This window comes from Nostoc sp. JL31 (genome assembly GCF_017114965.1).
Classification (GTDB): Bacteria; Cyanobacteriota; Cyanobacteriia; order Cyanobacteriales; family Nostocaceae; genus Nostoc; species Nostoc punctiforme_A.
Genome location: NZ_JABXKO010000034.1, coordinates 181,632 through 201,168 on the forward strand (window position 1 = coordinate 181,632; position 19,537 = coordinate 201,168).

Below are 19,537 nucleotides of genomic sequence, written 5' to 3' on the forward strand. Positions count from 1 at the left end.
AGTTATATGTCAAAAATTAACCAGATCCAAAACGAACTACGGGAACAAAGCGGTGAAAAGTTCCAAAAGATTGCTGATGCTTACCTTCACAAAAAAGGATATGAGCAGATTAATCCCCTTGGATCTGTAATTGGCGCTGACAAAGTGAGGACAGGAACTCCAGATACATTAGTAGTGCTACCTAATGGAAAGTATGTCTTTGCAGAATACACAACAGAAAAAAAAGGGGTTGCTCAGAAATTTAAGAAAGACCTCGACAAGTGCTTTGATGAAGCAAAAACTGGAATATCTGTTGAAAAAATCCAAGAGATAGTTTTATGTCACACATCGATGCTTTCCCCAGACGAAGAAGTTTTATTGAGGGAGGAATGCCAGAACCGGGGATTCAACCTTAATATCTTTGGTCTTGGCCCTATATCTTATGATCTTTACCAAAAATATCCAGGTATTGCAAGAGATTTCCTTGGAGTTGAGGTAGATACAGGACAAATCGTTGATCTTGATGACTTTATTAAGGCTTACGATAAAAAAGCGGCTACCCCTCTTAATACAACTTTCCACTTTCGAGAGCAAGAATTAGAGCAAGTATTGCAAGGATTGAATAACAGTAATCTTGTTATTGTGTCTGGCAAAGCAGGCATTGGTAAATCTCGATTGGCGCTCGAATCTTGCAATCAATTTTTAGTAAGTCACCCTGAATATCAGGTTAGATGTATTTTTATTCGAGGAGCAGATATTTTTGAGGATCTCCGTGTCTATTTTTCAGAACCGGGTTCTCACCTCATTTTTGTAGATGATGCGAATCGAGTCAACTCATTTGAGTACTTCATTCAAATCCTTCATGACCAACGCGAAGATCAACAAATCAAGGTCATTGCTACTGTTCGAGATTATGCCTTTGAAAAAGTTAAAGAATTAGCGCATTCATATAAAAATCGGACTGAGATAGAACTAAACTCTTTGGATGAAAATCAGATAAAGCAAATACTTCAGGATGAGTACGAAATTATTAATTCCCTCTATCTCAATAGAATTGCCGACATTGCACAAGGCAATCCTCGTCTTGCAATCATGGCTGCACTGTTAGCAAAACGAGAAAATAGACTTGACAGTATTAATAATGTATCTAATCTTTACGACGAGTATTATTCTTCAATCCGAAAAGATTTGCAAGAACTCGGTGATGAAAACCTCTTGAAAGCTGCTGGTATTGTTGCATTTTTTAGGACGGTAGATAGTTCAAATGAAAAGATGATGGAGGAAATTGAGACAGCATTTGGTATTAGCCAAGAAGTTTTTTGGAAAGCTGTTCGCCAGCTAGATGATCATGAATTGCTCGATATGTACGAGAATGAGATCGTGCGAGTCTCTGATCAAGTTCTAGCTACCTATCTTTTTTATCTTGCCTTCTTTAAGGAAAAATTACTCAATTTTGGTACTCTCCTAAATCACTTTTTTCCTCAGCTTCAGTATCGAATTGTTGACGCTCTCAATCCTGTTATGAATACTTTTGATAGTGAAAGAATCATAGATGTAATGCGTCCACACGTTAATCAAGCATGGCAAACATATCAAAATGTAGGAGAGGAAAAAAATCTGATGCACTTCATACAGGTGTTCTGGTTCCTTAAGCAAACAGACATCCTTGTATATATTCATAACTGCATTTCCGCAATGGAACCGGAATTAGGAGACCTCTCTAAATTGAAAATTGAGCCTAACTCTAATATTTCATCACCTTCTATCCTCAGCACACTAGGGTTATTCAACCATTCAAATGAGAATAATCTTCAAATGGCATTAGAGCTTATTTTGGAATATGTCACAAAACGATCGACCGAAATATCGCAAGTGCTTTACCTTCTTACTGAACGATTTGGGTTTGATCACGAATCTTATCGTTATGGATTTGCTATTCAGCAGATAGTAATTGATGTACTGTGGGAACGGGTTAAAGATGGTGAAGACATAATGTTTTCAAAGCTATTTCTCGCGGTGGCTGAACATTATCTTTACACCGACTTCAACACTACTAGGATGAAAGGGAAAGGGATCAACATCTTTAACTTCACCTTACCACCAACGTCAGAACTGGCTGAACTTAGACAAAAAATTTGGCAGAGGGTATTCCAACTTTATCAAGTACCTATTCTCAAGGAAGATGTGCTTAATCTTCTTTACAAGTACAGTACATCAGGCTACAAAGTCTCAGTAAATGAAATAATTATCCAAGATTCATCTCAGGTGCTTCCTTTTATTGAGTCATATCTGGATACCAGTAGCTATTCTCATTGCCTGATAGTTCAAAGCTACTTAGATAAATTAGAGGCTCAAAAATTAGAAATCTCTAAAAATGACCATAAAACCATTGTTTTGATTAAAATTATGGCTAATTTATGGAGATGTCTATTGTGTGAAGCTTTGCGCGATTTATTTACAAATAAAACCTATGCAATATCTGAAGTTCTTATTTCTGATCAACTAGAGAGACGATATCTAAATCTAGAATATGAGGAATACGAGCAACTTAGGCAACAACGAATTCAAGACTTCTTTGTAAACTACAACTTGGAAGACTACAAACAATTCTTTGAGCAATGCCTTAAAATTCAGGAGCAAAGAGAACGCCAAAATCATAATATATTCCATCTTCCAAGTCAAGTAGCCAGAGTACTTATTGACCTGGCGGATCGAGATCCACAACTCTATGCTGATGCAGTCAAAAATTACATTATTCTTGGAAATCCACTGAATATTAATGATTCTCGACTTATCAATCACTTAATTCAAATTTTAGGCATTGATAAAACTTATGAAATTCTCAAACTAAGTTCTTATTCTTTAAGAAGAAAGTGGTTATTTGACTTTTATCGTTTATTACCTGAAGAACTGATTAGAGAAGAACATCTAGTTCAGCTTTATAGCCTCTATGCAGAAAGTCAGGCATATGAGATACCAGACGATTTGAAGTTCGTTATAAAATATCATGTGCTGGATGAAAATATCTTACTTAAGATAGTCAAAAATCTCCTGGAAAATACTTTTAAAAACTCTAATATATCTTATCCCTTATCATGCTTATTTGATAGATACGAAGTTAGTACAGTTTTGCTTAACTTATTTGATAATCAATTGGATGTTTTAAAAAAAGCTTATCTTCAAGTACTGAAAAATGACTGGGATCTAGATGAAAATGGACAATACTTTGCTTATATCCTGAAACGCGATCCAGAATTCATCCTTGAATACATGGATTGGATTTACCACCAAGATTATCAATCACATCATTTTGATAATGGACGAGATTATTCCTTCCTATGGCGATGTGACAACTATGAGAACCTAATGACGCAGATAATTGAATATATTTATCAACGGGATGAGGAGTATCTTAGCTTAGGCTCTATTAGACTTAGCAAATTCTTCATTCTCAGTGGAGATTTAAAAGATCATGAAACTTTGTGGGAGCGGCAAGATAAGATCCTGATGAAATTACTAGAATCTCGATGTAATGACATTCCGTTTACCGAATTTATATTTGATATAGTTACAAACTTCTCATATAAAAGAAGACGTTCATTTGTAGACTTTTTTATCAATAAAAATCAAAAATTCGATGACTTTCAAAAACTTAGCCTAGAACCTAGCTTTTGGAGTAGTTCAGGAATTCGGGTTCCCGTATATCAGAAGCAGCTTGAGTATTTAGAGTCGCTGCTTCCACTTTTCAGTAAAGTAGCTTTTCTACAACATAAGCAATACGTAGAAGAACTTATTAAGAGGTTATGGGAAGAAATTGAAAGAGAAAAGAAGCGAGACTTCATGCACGACTAGGTTATCAAATACTAGCTAATTTCAGGACAAAAACACCATGAACACTGCTAAACTCACCACTGATGGCACTCACCAAATCGTTATTTTACCCGAAGACTTTCAACTTACTGGGACTGAAGTTTATATCAAAAAAATTGGTAACGCCATTGTCCTGATTGCCAAAGACAACCCTTGGGAATCCCTCATTGATAGTCTAGACAATTTTTCTGATGACTTTATGACTACTAGAAATCAGCCACTCCTCGACACCAGCGAGAGCTTTTAAATGCGATACCTGCTTGATACGAACATCTGCATTTACCTGATAAAGCAAAAACCCCAAAAAGTACTGGATAAATTTCAAACCCTTAGCATTTCTGATGTTGGTATCTCCTCTATCACCATTGCCGAACTAGAATATGGAGTTGCCAAAAGTCAACAGCAAGAGAAAAACCGCATCGCCTTGATGCAATTTCTGCTACCTCTAGAAATTGTCGAATTCAATCAAGCATCTGCAACGATTTACGGCAGCATCAGAAGTGATCTCGAAAGTAGAGGACTTATTATTGGTGCAATGGATATGCTAATTGCTTCTCATGCGCTGAGTTTAGGAGTTACCCTAGTCACCAATAATGTGCGAGAGTTTTCTCGTATTCCTACGCTTCCATTAGAAAACTGGGTTGAGTAGTTGTGAATAGGCGAGGTGTGATGACATTGCGTTGCGAAGATTTTCCCGGTTGTAATCATTTTGGAGCGTGATACAACTGAAGCTGATATAGATTGGACAGTGATGGTATTGAAGCAAGTTTTGCAAAGGCTAACACCGGATTTATCTTTAGTTAAGCGTTAAATTAAATATCATAAATTACGTACCTGCGTGATAAAAAATATTGCGTATTGAGCGTGTTTATGGTTAGTTTTAGTATTTATTTATCACTATGTGAATATCCCAAAATAGGATATTTCAAGTTCTCCTAGCTTCAGTAGTTAGGCACGGCTGCCGAAATGGTTAAATAATTCTTTTCCCAAAAGTTAATATTTTGAGTCATAAAGGAGCTTAAGCATGACTTATTTTAATTACTTTTGAGGCTTTTTTTGAATGAATAAATTCATCATTGGGATTGGGATGTTTGTTGGCTCTACGATTGGTAGCTACATCCCTGTATTGTGGGGTGGAAATTTGCTATCGTTCACCTCGATCCTGTTCAGCGTCATTGGTGGCCTTGTAGGAATTTGGCTTGGGTATCGCGTATCAAAATATCTAGGTTTTATCTGATCGGCGCTCTATGTTACTGTCGCTGAAAGCCTTAAACGAGTCTTTTACCAACAGATAAAATTTTGAGTGTGTCTTCTATGCGATCGCAGTTTTTGTGCAAGTTCCTGAATAAGTGCGATATTTATGCAGTTTGCGATCGCATCCTGTAATATCAATCAAAATAACTTTAAGATCGGCATTATGAGTATTATCGTCTTCGGCAGCATCAATATAGACTTGGTAGCAACAACACCCCGGTTGCCAGTTGCAGGAGAAACGTTGCTAGGAGAAGATTTTTTTAAAGTTTCGGGAGGAAAAGGAGCCAATCAAGCCGTAGCATTAGCAAAATTGGGCATTCCTACCCAGATTCTCGGGCGTGTAGGCGCAGACGATTTTGGTACAGAACTTGTTAACAATTTGCAAGCATCTGGTGTACAGACTGATAACATTTTTGTGGATGAAACTGTTAGTTCTGGAGTTGCGATCATCACCGTGAGTCAGACTGGTGAAAATCAAATCGTCGTCATTCCTGGTGCAAATGGGCGCGTCAATCAAGAAGATGTAGAGCGATTATCCCACTTTTTACCAGAAGCTACAGCACTACTTTTACAATTAGAAATTCCTATTACTGCCGTGGTTGCTGCTGCTAAAGCCGCAAAAGGTGCAAACATAAAAGTAATTTTTGACCCCGCACCCGCACAATCTAATTTACCAGATGAATTGTATCCATTGGTAGATATTATTACACCGAATGAAGTTGAAGCAGCGCAGTTGGTTGGTTTTCCTGTGAATGGAGAGGAAGAAGCCGCCAAAGCAGCTGCGGTTTTATTGCAACGGGGTGTGAAATGTGCGATCGTCAAACTAGGTGCTAAGGGTGTTTTTTGTGCCACTGCTGAAGAAAAGTTTTTTGTACCCGCGTTTTCAGTTCATGCAGTTGACACAGTAGCCGCAGGCGATGCTTTTAATGGTGGTTTAGCGGCGGCACTTTTTGAAGGATTTCCCTTACATCAAGCAGTTGTTTGGGGTGCAGCAGCAGGTGCTTTGACAGCGACAAAACCAGGCGCACAAACTTCGCTACCGGATAGGTTTACATTTGATACATTTCTCAAGGAAAGGGGAATGGATAGTAGTTTTCAGGGGTAGGTATTTAAAAAAGTATAGAATAAACAGGTAAAATGCTTATCCGATCGGGATTGGCAGAAATATCAGTGCGGAGCTTCTGAACGATGTAGGGTATATAGCAGCAGAAATGCAGGTAGCAAAAGTGAGGAATTAAGTATGGCACTATATCTAGACTCCGCGATCGCAACTCATGAATTTTCACAAAAAACTGTTGAAGAATTCGCTAAAGGAGGCATTGGTTTAAGTAATTCGTAATTCGTATGTGTTCAATAAGTGAATTTAGCTAAACTATAAAAATCAAATTTACTCAACATCTCCAAAAAGGTGAATACCGCAGGCACTCGCAGGGCATTAGATAAAGTTGCAGTTGCAATTACTCTTTCGAGCGGTGCAGGTAAACTGTATACTTGCACCTTTGGGGGAATTGGTACAGCTGCTAAACGAGGCATAATAGCTGCTCTCAGTCCTTGATTCACCATGCTAACGACTGTGGAATCTTCTTGAATGTCGCTAGCAGTATGAATTGGAATTGCTAAAGTCTTCAGGTGGTTGTGAAGAATGCGTCCACAGGGTGTACAAGGAAGCAAAACCGGCGGATAGGCTGCGATGTCTTCCCAAGTAATTTGCGGACTGCTAATTTTGGTATCTGGTGGTAGTAAAGCTATATACTCATCCCGAAAAATTTCCCAGGTTTCAAATTCTTCACCAGTTGGTAGACAGGTAATACCAATATCGGCACGTCCATCATGCAAACACTGCTCTACATCTGTGAAAGCAGCACACTCTATGATTGTGACAGCAATCTCTGGGAATTGATTGTGAAATTGGGCGATCGCTTTTGGTAATAGATGAGTAGCAACGCTCCGAAAAGCTGCAATTCGCACATGACCACCATGTAAACCTTTATGCAGGTTTGCTTCGTGTTGCATCATCTTCAGATGCTGCATTGCTTGACGTGCATGATACAAAATGCGCTCTCCAGCAGGTGTCAGCACAGCACCGTGACGACCTCTAGCAAATAATGGCACACCTAATTCTTCTTCTAGGGTAGCGATCGCATGACTAATTGCAGGCTGGGAAAGCTGCAATTCTAAGGCTGCTTCACTAAAGTTACCACGATCTGCGACTGCAACTATGGCTCGGAGTTGGGAGAGTTTCATAGGCAATTGATGAGAACAAGGGTATACACATCCTGACTTTATTGTGGCAAAAAGGTTGTATTAGTGATTTTTCATATCTATAAATCCCATTTATAGAACCTATGCAAGCCATGATTTGATTCTTAACTGAGATGTTGTTACTGTTTTATTTACTGAGCAACTTTCAGGAATAATTTTATGAACAATAACATTAGGTGTCTATCAAAAGAAGATATAGAAATAAATTGTAGTCCGTCATTCCAGAAAAAAATCCACTCAAACTTCTGGAAATCTCTGCATCTGATTTGGAAAAATTTTATCAAAAAACTCCTAGCAGATCCGAATGAATTACAAGTTTGGCAAAAGGTTGACCGCCACGGTAATATCTATTGGCAAGCTTACGACCCGGCAACCGGAAAATCTTTTTCTTCTGGTTCTGAAACTGATGTGTCTATGTGGATTGAACAACTTTATCGGTATTAAAAACATGACACAACTTACTTTGGTAATCGGCAACAAAAATTATTCATCTTGGTCACTTCGTCCTTGGTTAGCGATGAAGCAATTCGGTTTGGAATTCAATGAGATTCGGATTCCTCTCTATAACAACCCAGATTGTTCATCGAAAATTCGGCAATATTCATCATCAGGAAAAGTACCTGTGTTATTGCACGATACGCAAACGGTATGGGATTCTCTCGCTATTTGTGAATATCTAGCTGAAACTTTTCCAACCCTGCAATGGTGGCCAGAGGATAAGGCTGCAAGAGCATTAGCCCGTTCTGTCAGTGCGGAAATGCACTCAGGATTTCAAAACTTGCGTCAGAATATGCCGATGAACTGCCGTAGTAAATATCCTGATAAAGGTTTAGAAGCCGGCGTACAACAAGACATTGACCGCATTACTAGTATTTGGCAAGAATCACGTCAAAAGTTTGGGAATGGTGGCAATTTTTTGTTTGGCAATTTCACGATTGCCGATGCATTTTTTGCCCCAGTTGTGCTGCGGTTTATCGCCTATGATGTGCAGTTAGATAGTATTTCTAGAGATTATGTTGAGTCAATTTTGGCACTTCCAGCAATGCAAGAGTGGATAAATGCAGCAAAGAATGAGATAGAAGTTATTCCCCAATATGAATTTTAGTGAAATAACAAATAAGAAAAACTTAAATTCTAGATGCAAATCAAAGAGATATTGCTACTAGATATTTCCAGAAATTAAATATGTGTTATCTAGAACCCTTATGCCGAGACATAGCAATGCTATGTCTCTACATTCTTTTTTAGACAGGACTTACGCAAAAACTCTCTCAAACTCTTATTCCTTCGTGTTCTTTGCGTCCTTCTCTAACGAGACGCTGCGCGAACGCGGTTCGTTTTATCATAGTTTTGCGTAAATCCTATTAGATATTGATAATTTGAAAGAGTTATAACCTTCCTATAGTCCCTTTGATGCTTTGGCGAGATGACGTTAGCTAGGACGTGAATTTTTTTACAAATCATTTAGGATTGCGATCGCTCTCTTAAGCCACTCTGGTAAACTGTAAGGTCTATCCAGGAAAATCGCCCGATCCATCCTGACACTGTTCAAGCTCTAGTGCTTATGGAGCATAGCTTATAGCTTTACAAACGTGCTATTCTTCTCTAACGACTGTTTAATAGCGTTAAGCTAGAATAAATCCATTTTAATATTAGTAATGCCTAATATTCAAGAACACGTAAACACTCTAGTTACGAAATTTGTTCCGGGTTATAGATTTTTTCGTTTACAAGAACTCACAATTGATAAAAATAATTCCATTCAAACAGAAATTAATAGTCAATCAATTAAAGTTCTTAGTTGGAATATTGCTAAACAAAACTATAATAACACTTGGCTAGAAGATTTTTCACAAATAATTGCAACTTATCAACCAAACCTCATATTTTTACAAGAGTTCTCTTTAAAGTTAGAGGCAGACGAATGGGCAAAATGGTTGAAAATGAATTGGAGTTTTGCTCCTAATTTCGTAGATATTCATCATCAAACTTATTCAGGAATCTTTACAGCCTCGACAATCAACCCAATTACCAAAAAAGTTATAACTACTAAACATTATGAACCGATTGTTAAAACTCCTAAGATTTCTTTAATCACTGAGTATCTGCTATCTGAGCAAAGCATAACTCTCATGACAATCAATACTCATCTGATCAATTTTGTAGATTTAAATAAATTTAAAATCCAACTAAATGAATTAGAGCAAGCCTTATCTATGCATCGGGGGCCACTAATATTTTCAGGAGATTTCAATACTTGGAGTCGAAAAAGAGCAGTTATTCTCAATCAAGTAACAACTCAATTAGGATTAAAGCCTGTAATTTTCGCACCTGATGAGAAGGAGAAAATTAAACGCTTCCTGTTGTCACCCCCTTTAGATCATATCTTTTATCGAGATATCAGTGTGAAGAAAGCCAGTGCTAAGGTGCTAGACCAAATTTGTTCATCCGATCATAAGCCATTGCTGGCAGAATTTACTTATACCAATACTCGAAAAAATTAAGATGCTTGTAGATGCTGGTGTTCTCGCTATTTTTAGCACAGCTACAGTTGTTGTTCATGTCGTGGGAGTTATACATGCAGCCCATGCAGTGATGAATGTGCGTTCTTCTCAAGGGGCAATTGCCTGGAGCATTTCTCTAATTACCTTTCCCTGGCTAGCGATTCCATTGTATTGGATTTTAGGAAGAACTAAATTTCATGGATATGCTGAAACACTGCGCTCAGTCTATGCACAACACTATAAGCTTTTTCATTCGACTTATAGCGAACTGATTAAATTTCAGGTTGCACCACCAGATAATCTAGTCCAGTTGCAACCCTTAGCGGAGGCTTTTACAGACATTTCTTTCACATCAGGGAATGCTGCCGAATTACTGATTAATGGTCAGCAAACCTATGAAGCGATGCTGAAAAAGATTGCATCGGCGACAAATTATATTTTGTTTCAATTCTATACTGTTAACGATGACGAATCAGGTAATGAGTTTAAAGAAGCGTTGATTGCTAAAGCCAAGCAAGGAATAAGTATCTACTTTCTCTACGATGAAATTGGTTCCAAGAAACTATCTCGCCCTTATATCCAATCTCTACAACAGCATGGAATTGCAGTGAGTGCATTTAACACCACTAAAGGTCAGGGTAATCGGTTCCAGTTTAATTTTCGCAATCATCGAAAAATTTTGGTGGTGGATGGAGAAATCGCATTTGTAGGTGGACTAAATATTGGTGATGAATATTTAGGAAAAAATCCTCGCTTGAGTCCCTGGCGCGACACTCATATCATGCTTGACGGCCCAAGTGTACAAAGCCTACAAAACTCCTTTGTACGAGATTGGTATTGGGCAACTCGAAAACTTATCGAAGTTAACTGGCAGGTAAAAATTAATCGGGAAACAAATCAAACTGTATTCATACTTCCTACAGGCCCGGCAGATCATCTGCCAGCTTGTAAGCTTTTTTTCGTTGAACTAATTAATCAAGCTCAAACTCAACTCTGGATTGCTAGTCCATATTTTGTGCCGGACGAGGCAACATTGTCAGCCTTAAAACTGGCAGCAATGCGAGGTGTCGATGTGCGAATTCTCTTACCAAATCGACCCGATCATTTATTTGTTTATTTATGTTCCTTCTCTTACTACACCGAAATGGAAAAAATCGGTATCAAGTTGTATCGTTACAAAAATGGATTTATGCACCAGAAAGTTATAGTCATTGATGAGAATCTCGCAGGGGTAGGAACTGTTAACTTAGATAATCGCTCTTTTTCTCTAAATTTTGAAGTTATGGGTTTTGTTACCGAGTCTGGGTTTGTCCAAAGTGTGAAAAAGATGTTAGAGGATGATTTAGCTGTCTGTGTTGCTGTCGATCTTAATGAGTACGATAAAAAACCTTTTTGGTTCAAGTTAGCTGTGAGAGTCTCTCGATTGCTGACTCCTTTACTTTAATCACTAATATATGGATAAATAGAATAATCAATCAGGCAAAGTTAGGGTAATTGGCTCAGTGGTGTCGCTAAACCATCAATGCTGACAAGATTTTTCTTCTGTTGATATTCTCGAACTCCCTCTTCGCCTTTTTTACTAGCCCAGTTTACTAGAGTCTGGCGCTGACCTTGATATTCATAGAGTGGTACGCCAAAACCACAGGAAGTCTGGATTTTTTCAATGTCAGCGACGATAATTTGACGAGTTCCAGGTATCGGCAAAAACTGAGAATACAACGAGTCCCACTCTGGAGAACTCGGTAAAATCGTGGTTCCTTGACCGTAAAGACGCAAGATAGACGGAGGTTCTTGAAAGGCACAAAACATGAAAGTTATCCGCCCATTTTCTTGCAAATGGGCTGATGTTTCGTTACCACTACCTGTGAGGTCTACATAAGCTACTCGGTTGGGAGACAAGATACGAAAGCAGTCCTGACCTTTAGGAGACAGGTTAACATGACCTGTAGGACTCAAAGGTGCAGAGCCAACAAAGAAAAGGTGTTGGGCAGCAATAAAGTCTTGCAGTTCGTCAGTAATACAGTCAAATAATTTAGACATAGACTGTCTGATTTATATTTATAAATTTATCATGTTCTCAGCCTATGTCTTAGCTAAAAATCTAGCAAGGTATAATTACTGATGTCTGGTTTATCGGAAGGGAGTGGGGAGTTGGGAGAAAACTGTTACTGTCTCATATATCGACTAGCCATTTGGATGGCATCAGCAATATCGACATCACCATCACCATCAGCATCCAAGAAGGAATTTAAGACAGGATTTCCACCAGCTTGGGGATTTTGAGCATTGGCACCTGATTGCAAAAACTTTAGCACCAAAGGTACTGCCAAAGGCAGCAATTGTTGAACGATACCAGCATCCAACCCAGTGCGTTGGGCAGCAACTTGAGCTACTTGCTGTTGTATCTGAGGAGAAAACAACGAATTGACGGCTTGGAGGTTGGGAGAAGTACCAGCATATTGACTAACTAAATTTTGTGTGGCTTCATTACCATCTGTGGCTTGTTTGTCTTGTAAAGCAGAACGCACTTGACCACCCACAATTGACAAAACTGATTGGATGGTAGAAGGATCTGCGCCTGTGCGATCGCTCAACTGCTGTACACTATTAACAATGCTTCCTATTTGACCTAAGCTGCCCTGTTGATTGGGATTAGCGACAGCACCAAGAATTTGATCGAAAAGTCCCATAAGTTTGTTTCTCTCTTTGTTCTCAAAAACTTGCCAAAACTGGCTGGAAGTTTTTTTGTGTACACGGACTTTTGTAAGTCTACTAAAAGATTAGAACACGCAAGCTTCATAATGAACGAATAAAATTTCAAAAGCTACTAACTCAAGGATGAGAAATCGATCAATTACAAATTCTGTGCTTCGATTTAACTCAGATTGGCAAGTAATTTTACCCTGATGTTTTTCTACCACAATCTGAAATGCGTAAGCGTAGCCCGCCGCAGGCATCGCTAGCTTTAAACCCTTAATCCATCGTGGCTTGGTTGTCAAAAATACTTCAAAGTTCCCACTCAAAAAAATAAATCGCTGTCTGTAGAAGAATGTTCATCTATCTTGCAAACAGCGATCGCAAAACGCTCAACTTATTTGACCGATATTTGCTCTACGCTAATGCCGCTACTTTCTCTAGTAAGCCTTGAAACAGCCTCAAGCCATCACTACCCCCTAGCATTGCGTCTGATGCCCTTTCTGGGTGCGGCATCATTCCCAACACATTACCCCGGCGATCGCTAATCCCGGCAATGTTGTTCAGTGAACCGTTGGGATTCTCCCCTTCATAGCGAAATATGACTTGCCCGTTATCTTCAATTTCTGCGAGAGTGGCTGTATCAGCGTAGAATCGCCCCTCTCCGTGGGCAATGGGCAAAGTGATAACTTCACCAGTTGTATAAGCGTGCGTCCATAGATTAGTACGTTCAACTTTCAACGGGACGCGATCGCAAATAAAATGTAAATCCCGGTTTCTGGTTAACACCCCTGGCAAAAGTCCTGCTTCAGTTAATACCTGAAAGCCGTTGCAAATACCTAGGACAAACTTACCCTTTTGGGCGTGTTCCACAACTTGCTGCATCACAGGTGAAAAACGCGCGATCGCACCACAGCGCAGATAATCCCCGTAACTAAAGCCACCAGGAATAATCACGACATCCAAATCAGCAATATCTGTTTCTTGATGCCAAACCATGCGAGTTGGCTGCCCCAGTAAATCTCTGGTTACATAAGCAACATCGCGATCGCAATTAGAACCGGGAAAAACAACAACACCGAATTTCATGATTAGTTAGGGGAGCGAGGAGCAGGGGGAGCAGGGGGAGCAGGGGGAGCAGGGGGAGCAGGGGAGGCAGGGGAGGCAGAGGAGGCAGGAGAAGAAGTACTATTGATGCCCCATGCCCAATGCCCCATGCCCAATCCCTAAAATACCCCAGTTTGAGTTTCGACCTCAATTAATTCAAAGCGGTAATTTTCAATTACGGGATTTGATAGCATTTGGTCACAAATGGTATCAAGGTCTTTACGCGCTTTTTTCTCTTCAGTTGAGGTGATGGTGAGTTCAATGTACTTGCCAATCCGCACCTGGTCAACGTTATCGTATCCCAGTTGCTTAAGACCGGATTGTACTGCCACACCAGCGGGGTCTAAAACTGAAGGACGAAGGGTCACGAAAATTTTGGCTAGATACTTGGTTTGCACGGGCTTTTGCTGAATGCTGCGATCGCTATACTATAACTTTCTGTTCCAACTGAGTGAAAATAAGATTACGAAGCGGTTAAAGTTAATCGATCGATTAGCTCATCTAACAGCTTCAAACTACAGTGGCATACTTAAATAATTGTCTATGAGAGCTATACGCACCCGCAGTCAAGAGCGTATTTTCAACCTGCTGAAAACTATCAAAAAAGGCATTTCCGCCCAAGATATTTACGTAGAACTACGTAATACAAATCAGAGCATGGGTTTAGCAACAGTTTACCGTTCTCTAGAAGCCTTAAAACTAGAAGGCATGGTACAAGTGCGGAATTTGGCTAACGGTGAAGCCCTCTATAGCCTAGCGCAGCAAGATAAACACCACCTTACTTGCTTGCAATGTGGTGTCTCAATTCCGATTAATCAATGCCCAGTTCATGACTTAGAAAACCAATTAGAATCAAGCCATAAGTTTAAAGTTTTTTACCACACCCTAGAGTTTTTTGGGTTGTGCAGTCAATGTCAGGCGAATCAAAGTACTGATATTGGTCAATAGTCATATCAATTTTATATGGTGTTGCACTTTATTCTCCTACAAACTAAAGCCTGTGGCTACCAGAACATAGAAGCAAATCGGCTACCCGCAGGTAGCCTGCTTAGACTGCTAATGATATGAATTTTCATAAATAAATGGTGTGAGCAGGAAATTTTTTTTAATCTTCAAGCTTAACTACAGGAGTAATGCAGTGTTGAGAATTAGCGTTGAAGAAGCAACTATGAATTTAAAATCTCTTTTGGAACGAGTAGCTAGGGGAGAAGAAGTAATTTTGCTAGAGCAAGATAAAGCTGTCGCTCGTTTAGTTCCTCCGCTACAAAAAGAAGAACAATTAGCAAGTATGAAGCAATTTCGTGATTCTCTTGCGATTAAGGGTGAATCATTGAGTACAACTGTCATAAATGCACGTACAGAGGAACGTCGTTGATTTATATAGATACAAGCGTCATTGCTCCTTTGTATTGGACAGAAACTGCTTTATTCAAATAAAACTAATTTACAAAGTATCAAAAATTGATTATTTTCTCTTTAGAAGAATGTAATAATTAGAGGATATTTTAAAACTTCGTGATTGATGTATCAAATATTTTTTTATCCCTCCCTAACCCTCCCCGTATGTATTGGGGAGGGTTAGGGACTTTTCTTGTTTCCCCCCTTTACAAGGGGGGACTAAGGGGGGTAACAACGTAATTAAAATCACAGTCAAACACTTTTCAAACATCCTCTTAGTGCGTAGGTGTAGCCCGTCGTAGAGATCACATTCTTTTCACTAGCTATTGTAATTTTATCAAATAGGTCAGATTAAATATTAGGCGATCGCAATAATAGCGTTAACGATCTGTTCTAGGTTAATTATCATTATTCTTTGGGCATTGGGCATTGGGCATTGGGCATTGGCAACAGACAAAGAGACAAGTTTCTTTCTTGTCTCTTTGTCCCCACTCTCTATTTCTACTTCTAACTAGGGCGGTTATTTTCTAACCCTGGGATTTGCTTAGAAAACAATTCGTTAGAATCAATCTGACCATTTGAGATAACAGAACGCATACCCTCGAAAGCAGCAGGAATAGTGCGCGGATCTATAAATAAGACCTTGCTGCTATCGCTTCTACCAATTGTTGCGCCCATATCTAAATAGCCCAAAGCAAACAGTACTTCCACTGCTTTATTGGCATTGGGATTCGTCTGGAGTTTTTGGGCAATAATTTCTGCTGATTCTGCGATCGCTTGGGCTTTCAAAACCTGCTGCTGACGTTCTGCTTGAGCTTTCAGAACGAGCGACTTTTGTTCAGCTTCTGCTTGCAGAATTGTCGATTTTTGACGAGCTTCTGCATCCAATATTTGCGCCTCAGCTTTACCTCTGGCGCTATTGACAGCAGCTTCGCGTTCACCCTCAGAAGTTAAAATTGCTGCCCGTTTGCGTCGTTCTGCTGACATTTGCAATTCCATCGATTCTCGCACTGCCTGAGACGGAATAATATCTCGCAGTTCTACCCGTGTCACTTTCACACCCCAAGGATCGGTAGCAACATCCAAATCCTGTAATAAAAGCTCACTGATGTGGGAACGAGCAGTAAAGGTTTGATCCAACTCTAGTTGTCCCATTTCGGCGCGAATTTGAGTCAGCACCATATTTACCATTGCCGACTGGAGATTTTCTACCCTATACCAGGCTTTTTCCATATCCACGATGCGCCAGTAAAACACTGCATCTACCTCAATACCAACGTTGTCACGGGTGATGCACTGTTGAGGAGGAATATCTAAGACTTTTTCTTTGATAGTTTCTCGGTAAACAACTTTATCTAGGAAAGGAACAACAAAATTTAGTCCTGGTTCCAGTTTTTTATTATAACTACCCAATCTTTCAACCAAAGCTTGATTGCCCTGATTGATGACTTTCACAGAACCTGCCACAGCAGAACCACCAAGAGCTAAAAATACTAGTAAAAAGAACTGTTCCATTGTGAATCTCCTAATTTTTAATAAAGGGAGTGCGGAGTGGAGAAGGTGAATGAGGAAGTAGAGTCAGAAAAACTATTGAATTTTGACAAATGACAAATGACAAATAACAAATACTTAAGAATTCAACAAATTTTCTGGTACAACAATCAAAGTAGTACCTTCCCTCCTAACCACATAAACTCTTTGATGCGGTGGTATGGTAAATTTGTCATCGTCACATCTTGCTTGCCAAGAATTTCCCTCATACCGCACCCGCCCTGTTTTCCCAGGCAGAATTTCTGTTAAGGTTTCAGCTGTGACTGCATCCCGAATTTTTGATTTGCGTTGTCTTGGTTGCAAAAACCGACGAGAAAGTACGATTATAACTGTGGAAAGCAAGAGCCAAACCACAATTTGCAACCATGCACTTCCCATACCCACTCCAGACAGCAGCGCCACCACAAAAGCGCTAATTCCCATCATGAAGGCGACAAACGCCGATGGTAAAAACAGTTCTGTTAAACACAAAACTGCTCCTGCCAGAAGCCAGATTAAGGTAAAACTTGGCATAGCGCCATCCTAGTCTCTACATTGACGTAAATGCATTTCTACGATTAGATACAGCCAGACATAAGTTATTTACAGAAAACAAAACTGAGTATTTATACCAACAATTTTGATTGATTTCAGTAACAAGGTGTAGCTAGCGGTACATAAGTCCAGTTTATTCTAGCCTTCAATTCATTGCCAGCTAAAGTTAATCGAAGTTTATGTATCAAGAAGAATTCAGAACTCAGGAGCCAGTATAAATTCTGTAGACTGTTTGATAGCGCAGCGGTAGCGCAAAACAAGTATTAGATATTACAATTCTCAAACTCTATCCCTTTTTGGGTAGAGTATTCTAAATTCTAACTCCTGAATTCTGACTCCTCAATTCTAAATTCTGACTCCTGAATTCTGACTCCTGACTCTTGTTTTATGATTTCTACTCAACTGATAGTTTTTTGTATAAATCCACGCTGTAATAGCCCCATTAATCCTATGGGAGATAACGTTTGTGCCAGTTGCCAAACTCCTTTAGTTCACCGCTATCTTTGGGCGACTGGCTCATTGTCTGTTTACATCCCCCCAGGCACAAAGGTAGCAGATAGGTATGAGGTAATTAAACAACAGATTTGGCTGGATACTCAACCGGGACTACCCCCAGATGTACCTGAAGAATTGCCAACCGAAGTAATTCCTTATTTACAGTTATATCAAGAGCGGTTACATCTACCCCAGGCTTATGGATTTGTTAGTAATCTTGAGCAAGATACAACTGATATTCTCTTATTGGAAAATGCGCCGATAGATAAGACAGGAAATATCTATCCAACTATTGTTGAGGTTTGGGAGGAAGCCACGGCAGTACGACAAGTTTATTGGTTGTGGCAAATTCTCCAACTTTGGACACCTCTAGCAGAATTGGGACTTAGCCACAGTTTACTAGTAATAGACAACTTGAGAGTCGAAGGTTGGTGTGTGCGACTTTTGGAACTCTACCAAACACCAAATGATGAAAAGTTGAGTTTACAAAATCTGGGGGAGTGTTGGCAGTTTTGGGTAGCTTCTGCAAAGCCATCAGTAGCTAAGGGGTTACAGAACATTGTCCAGGAGATGTGTGAAACTGAGATTGAGTTAGAGGCGATTAATATTCAACTCAATAATTTATTACTAGCAGCTGCGGCAGAATTGCCATTAGTCTTGAAGGTGGCAGGTTCTACAGATATTGGCCCAATGATGGCGCAAAATGAAGATGCTTGCTATCCCAATAGTTTGAGTGATTTAGATGAACCTTTATTGCGCCACTTGTCGATTGTTTGCGATGGCATTGGCGGACATGAAGGCGGTGAGGTTGCGAGTCAGATGGCAGTGCAGTCTGTAAAGTTGCAAATTCGCGCTTTATTAACTGAGGTGACAGAACAAACTGCACTTGTACAACCTGAGTTGTTGCAGGAACAATTAGAAGCAAGTTTACAGGTGGTAAATAATGTAATTTGTGCCCGCAATAACGAACAAAAACGCCAGGGCAAAGAACGCATGGCTACAACTATTGTCATGGCGTTGCAAGTTCCACAACGAGTCCAAACAAGTACTGGGTGGCAATCAAATAATACCCATGAGCTTTACTTGGCTAATGTTGGCGATAGCCGCGCCTATTGGATTACTCGCAATTATTGCCAGCTACTGACAGTAGATGATGATGTGGCAACGCGAGAAGTACGCCTTGCTAAAAGCTTGTATCGAAAGGCACTTTTTAGACCAGATGCAAGTGCCTTAACTCAAGCGTTGGGAACAAGAGATTCAGAATCTTTGCGTCTCAAAGTTCAGCGATTTATTGTGGAAGAAGATGGCATTTTGCTACTTTGTTCTGATGGTTTAAGTGATAATAACTGGGTAGAGCAATCTTGGCAGGATTACGCAATACCAGTGTTAACAGGGCAAATGACAGTTGAAGATGCTGTCCGCAACTGGATTAACTTGGCAAACGAAAAAAATGGACGTGATAATACTTCGGTTGTTCTCACTTATTGCCGTGTCTCTCCAGAATACTTAGTACCTGTGACTCCGGCGTTGCCAGAAGAGATTATAGAAGCAGAAACACAGGAAGAAGAACTAGAAGAACTAGAAGAACTAGAAGAACCAACTTCTTTTACAGAAAGTTCGCAAGCTTTGCTAGATTTGGATCTAGATTTAAATTTAGATTTGGATCTTTCAGAGGAACCACCTCTCAACCCAGAAATTCCACCAACTTTAATTACAAAACCGAAGTGGGATAAACGTTTGGTAATACTGGGGGGAGTGTTGGCGTTACTTGTGGGGGGTACAAGTCTGGGATTATTTGCTTGGTGGCAAGTTAATCCTCAAGGATTCCAGCAGATGTGTCGGCAACTTCCCCAAAAAGTACAGTCAGTGTGTCCGGCTGGGAAATAGGT

Annotated in this window: 19 protein-coding genes; 11 read left to right on the forward strand and 8 right to left on the reverse strand. The window is 39.7% G+C overall.

Going from position 1 to position 19,537, the window contains the following annotated elements; genetic code table 11:
- Positions 1 to 6 precede the first annotated feature (6 nt).
- The 4 genes from HWQ43_RS07035 to rbsK all read left to right on the forward strand — a co-directional run bounded on the left by HWQ43_RS07035 (position 7) and on the right by rbsK (position 6,208).
- On the forward strand, positions 7 to 3,831 hold the full coding sequence (locus tag HWQ43_RS07035) for a hypothetical protein (protein WP_292731611.1): 3,825 nt from the start codon (positions 7 to 9) through the stop codon (positions 3,829 to 3,831).
- A gap of 37 nt (positions 3,832 to 3,868) precedes the next feature.
- Entirely contained in the window at positions 3,869 to 4,096 is a 228-nt protein-coding gene (locus tag HWQ43_RS07040; RefSeq protein WP_292731613.1) for an AbrB/MazE/SpoVT family DNA-binding domain-containing protein, read from the forward strand.
- A complete protein-coding gene (locus tag HWQ43_RS07045; RefSeq protein WP_292731615.1) occupies positions 4,097 to 4,498 on the forward strand; it encodes a type II toxin-antitoxin system VapC family toxin in 402 nt (133 codons plus the stop codon). It abuts the gene before it with no gap.
- Between the two features lie 768 nt (positions 4,499 to 5,266).
- On the forward strand, positions 5,267 to 6,208 hold the full coding sequence (gene rbsK / locus HWQ43_RS07050) for a ribokinase (protein WP_292731617.1): 942 nt from the start codon (positions 5,267 to 5,269) through the stop codon (positions 6,206 to 6,208).
- A gap of 245 nt (positions 6,209 to 6,453) precedes the next feature.
- Here the strand turns inward: rbsK and HWQ43_RS07055 are convergent, their stop codons facing one another.
- Entirely contained in the window at positions 6,454 to 7,347 is an 894-nt protein-coding gene (locus HWQ43_RS07055) for a LysR family transcriptional regulator (RefSeq protein ID WP_292731619.1), read from the reverse strand.
- A gap of 177 nt (positions 7,348 to 7,524) precedes the next feature.
- On the opposite strand from HWQ43_RS07055, the gene HWQ43_RS07060 reads away from it, so the two are divergent.
- The 4 genes from HWQ43_RS07060 (at position 7,525) to cls (ending at position 11,313) form a co-directional block, all read left to right on the forward strand.
- The gene (locus HWQ43_RS07060; protein WP_292731621.1) at positions 7,525 to 7,809 is read left to right on the forward strand and encodes a hypothetical protein; all 285 of its coding nucleotides are present in this window, start codon (positions 7,525 to 7,527) and stop codon (positions 7,807 to 7,809) included.
- A gap of 4 nt (positions 7,810 to 7,813) precedes the next feature.
- A complete protein-coding gene (locus HWQ43_RS07065; protein WP_292731623.1) occupies positions 7,814 to 8,470 on the forward strand; it encodes a glutathione S-transferase family protein in 657 nt (218 codons plus the stop codon).
- A gap of 553 nt (positions 8,471 to 9,023) precedes the next feature.
- Positions 9,024 to 9,869 carry an endonuclease/exonuclease/phosphatase family protein gene (locus tag HWQ43_RS07070; protein WP_292731625.1) on the forward strand — a complete coding sequence of 282 codons (846 nt, stop codon included), beginning with the start codon at positions 9,024 to 9,026 and terminating at the stop codon, positions 9,867 to 9,869.
- A 1-nt stretch (position 9,870) separates the two neighbouring features.
- A complete protein-coding gene (gene cls / locus HWQ43_RS07075; protein ID WP_292731627.1) occupies positions 9,871 to 11,313 on the forward strand; it encodes a cardiolipin synthase in 1,443 nt (480 codons plus the stop codon).
- Between the two features lie 41 nt (positions 11,314 to 11,354).
- Here cls and HWQ43_RS07080 read toward each other — a convergent pair whose 3' ends face one another.
- The 5 genes from HWQ43_RS07080 to purS form a co-directional block, all read right to left on the reverse strand.
- Complete coding sequence (locus HWQ43_RS07080) at positions 11,355 to 11,909, reverse strand: pyridoxamine 5'-phosphate oxidase family protein (RefSeq protein ID WP_292731628.1); 555 nt, start codon at positions 11,907 to 11,909, stop codon at positions 11,355 to 11,357.
- A gap of 125 nt (positions 11,910 to 12,034) precedes the next feature.
- Positions 12,035 to 12,559, reverse strand: coding sequence for a DUF937 domain-containing protein (locus tag HWQ43_RS07085; RefSeq protein ID WP_292731630.1), 525 nt, complete (start codon positions 12,557 to 12,559; stop codon positions 12,035 to 12,037).
- Positions 12,560 to 12,649: 90 nt separating this feature from the next.
- On the reverse strand, positions 12,650 to 12,868 hold the full coding sequence (locus tag HWQ43_RS07090) for a hypothetical protein (protein WP_292731632.1): 219 nt from the start codon (positions 12,866 to 12,868) through the stop codon (positions 12,650 to 12,652).
- A 112-nt stretch (positions 12,869 to 12,980) separates the two neighbouring features.
- Positions 12,981 to 13,652, reverse strand: coding sequence for a phosphoribosylformylglycinamidine synthase subunit PurQ (gene purQ, locus HWQ43_RS07095; protein ID WP_292731633.1), 672 nt, complete (start codon positions 13,650 to 13,652; stop codon positions 12,981 to 12,983).
- A gap of 137 nt (positions 13,653 to 13,789) precedes the next feature.
- On the reverse strand, positions 13,790 to 14,068 hold the full coding sequence (gene purS / locus HWQ43_RS07100; RefSeq protein ID WP_099102896.1) for a phosphoribosylformylglycinamidine synthase subunit PurS: 279 nt from the start codon (positions 14,066 to 14,068) through the stop codon (positions 13,790 to 13,792).
- Positions 14,069 to 14,213: 145 nt separating this feature from the next.
- Here purS and HWQ43_RS07105 point away from each other — a divergent pair, with 145 nt between their 5' ends.
- Positions 14,214 to 14,618, forward strand: a complete 405-nt coding sequence (locus HWQ43_RS07105; protein WP_292731636.1) for a Fur family transcriptional regulator — start codon at positions 14,214 to 14,216, stop codon at positions 14,616 to 14,618.
- Positions 14,619 to 14,808: 190 nt separating this feature from the next.
- Positions 14,809 to 15,045 (forward strand): type II toxin-antitoxin system Phd/YefM family antitoxin, encoded by a 237-nt coding sequence (locus tag HWQ43_RS07110; protein ID WP_292731637.1) that lies wholly within the window; start codon positions 14,809 to 14,811, stop codon positions 15,043 to 15,045.
- Positions 15,046 to 15,575: 530 nt separating this feature from the next.
- On the opposite strand, the gene HWQ43_RS07115 is transcribed toward HWQ43_RS07110, so the two are convergent.
- Complete coding sequence (locus tag HWQ43_RS07115) at positions 15,576 to 16,583, reverse strand: SPFH domain-containing protein (protein ID WP_292731638.1); 1,008 nt, start codon at positions 16,581 to 16,583, stop codon at positions 15,576 to 15,578.
- A gap of 114 nt (positions 16,584 to 16,697) precedes the next feature.
- Positions 16,698 to 17,132 carry an NfeD family protein gene (locus tag HWQ43_RS07120; protein WP_292731640.1) on the reverse strand — a complete coding sequence of 145 codons (435 nt, stop codon included), beginning with the start codon at positions 17,130 to 17,132 and terminating at the stop codon, positions 16,698 to 16,700.
- Between the two features lie 408 nt (positions 17,133 to 17,540).
- On the opposite strand from HWQ43_RS07120, the gene HWQ43_RS07125 reads away from it, so the two are divergent.
- Complete coding sequence (locus HWQ43_RS07125; protein ID WP_292731642.1) at positions 17,541 to 19,535, forward strand: protein phosphatase 2C domain-containing protein; 1,995 nt, start codon at positions 17,541 to 17,543, stop codon at positions 19,533 to 19,535.
- Positions 19,536 to 19,537: the final 2 nt, after the last annotated feature.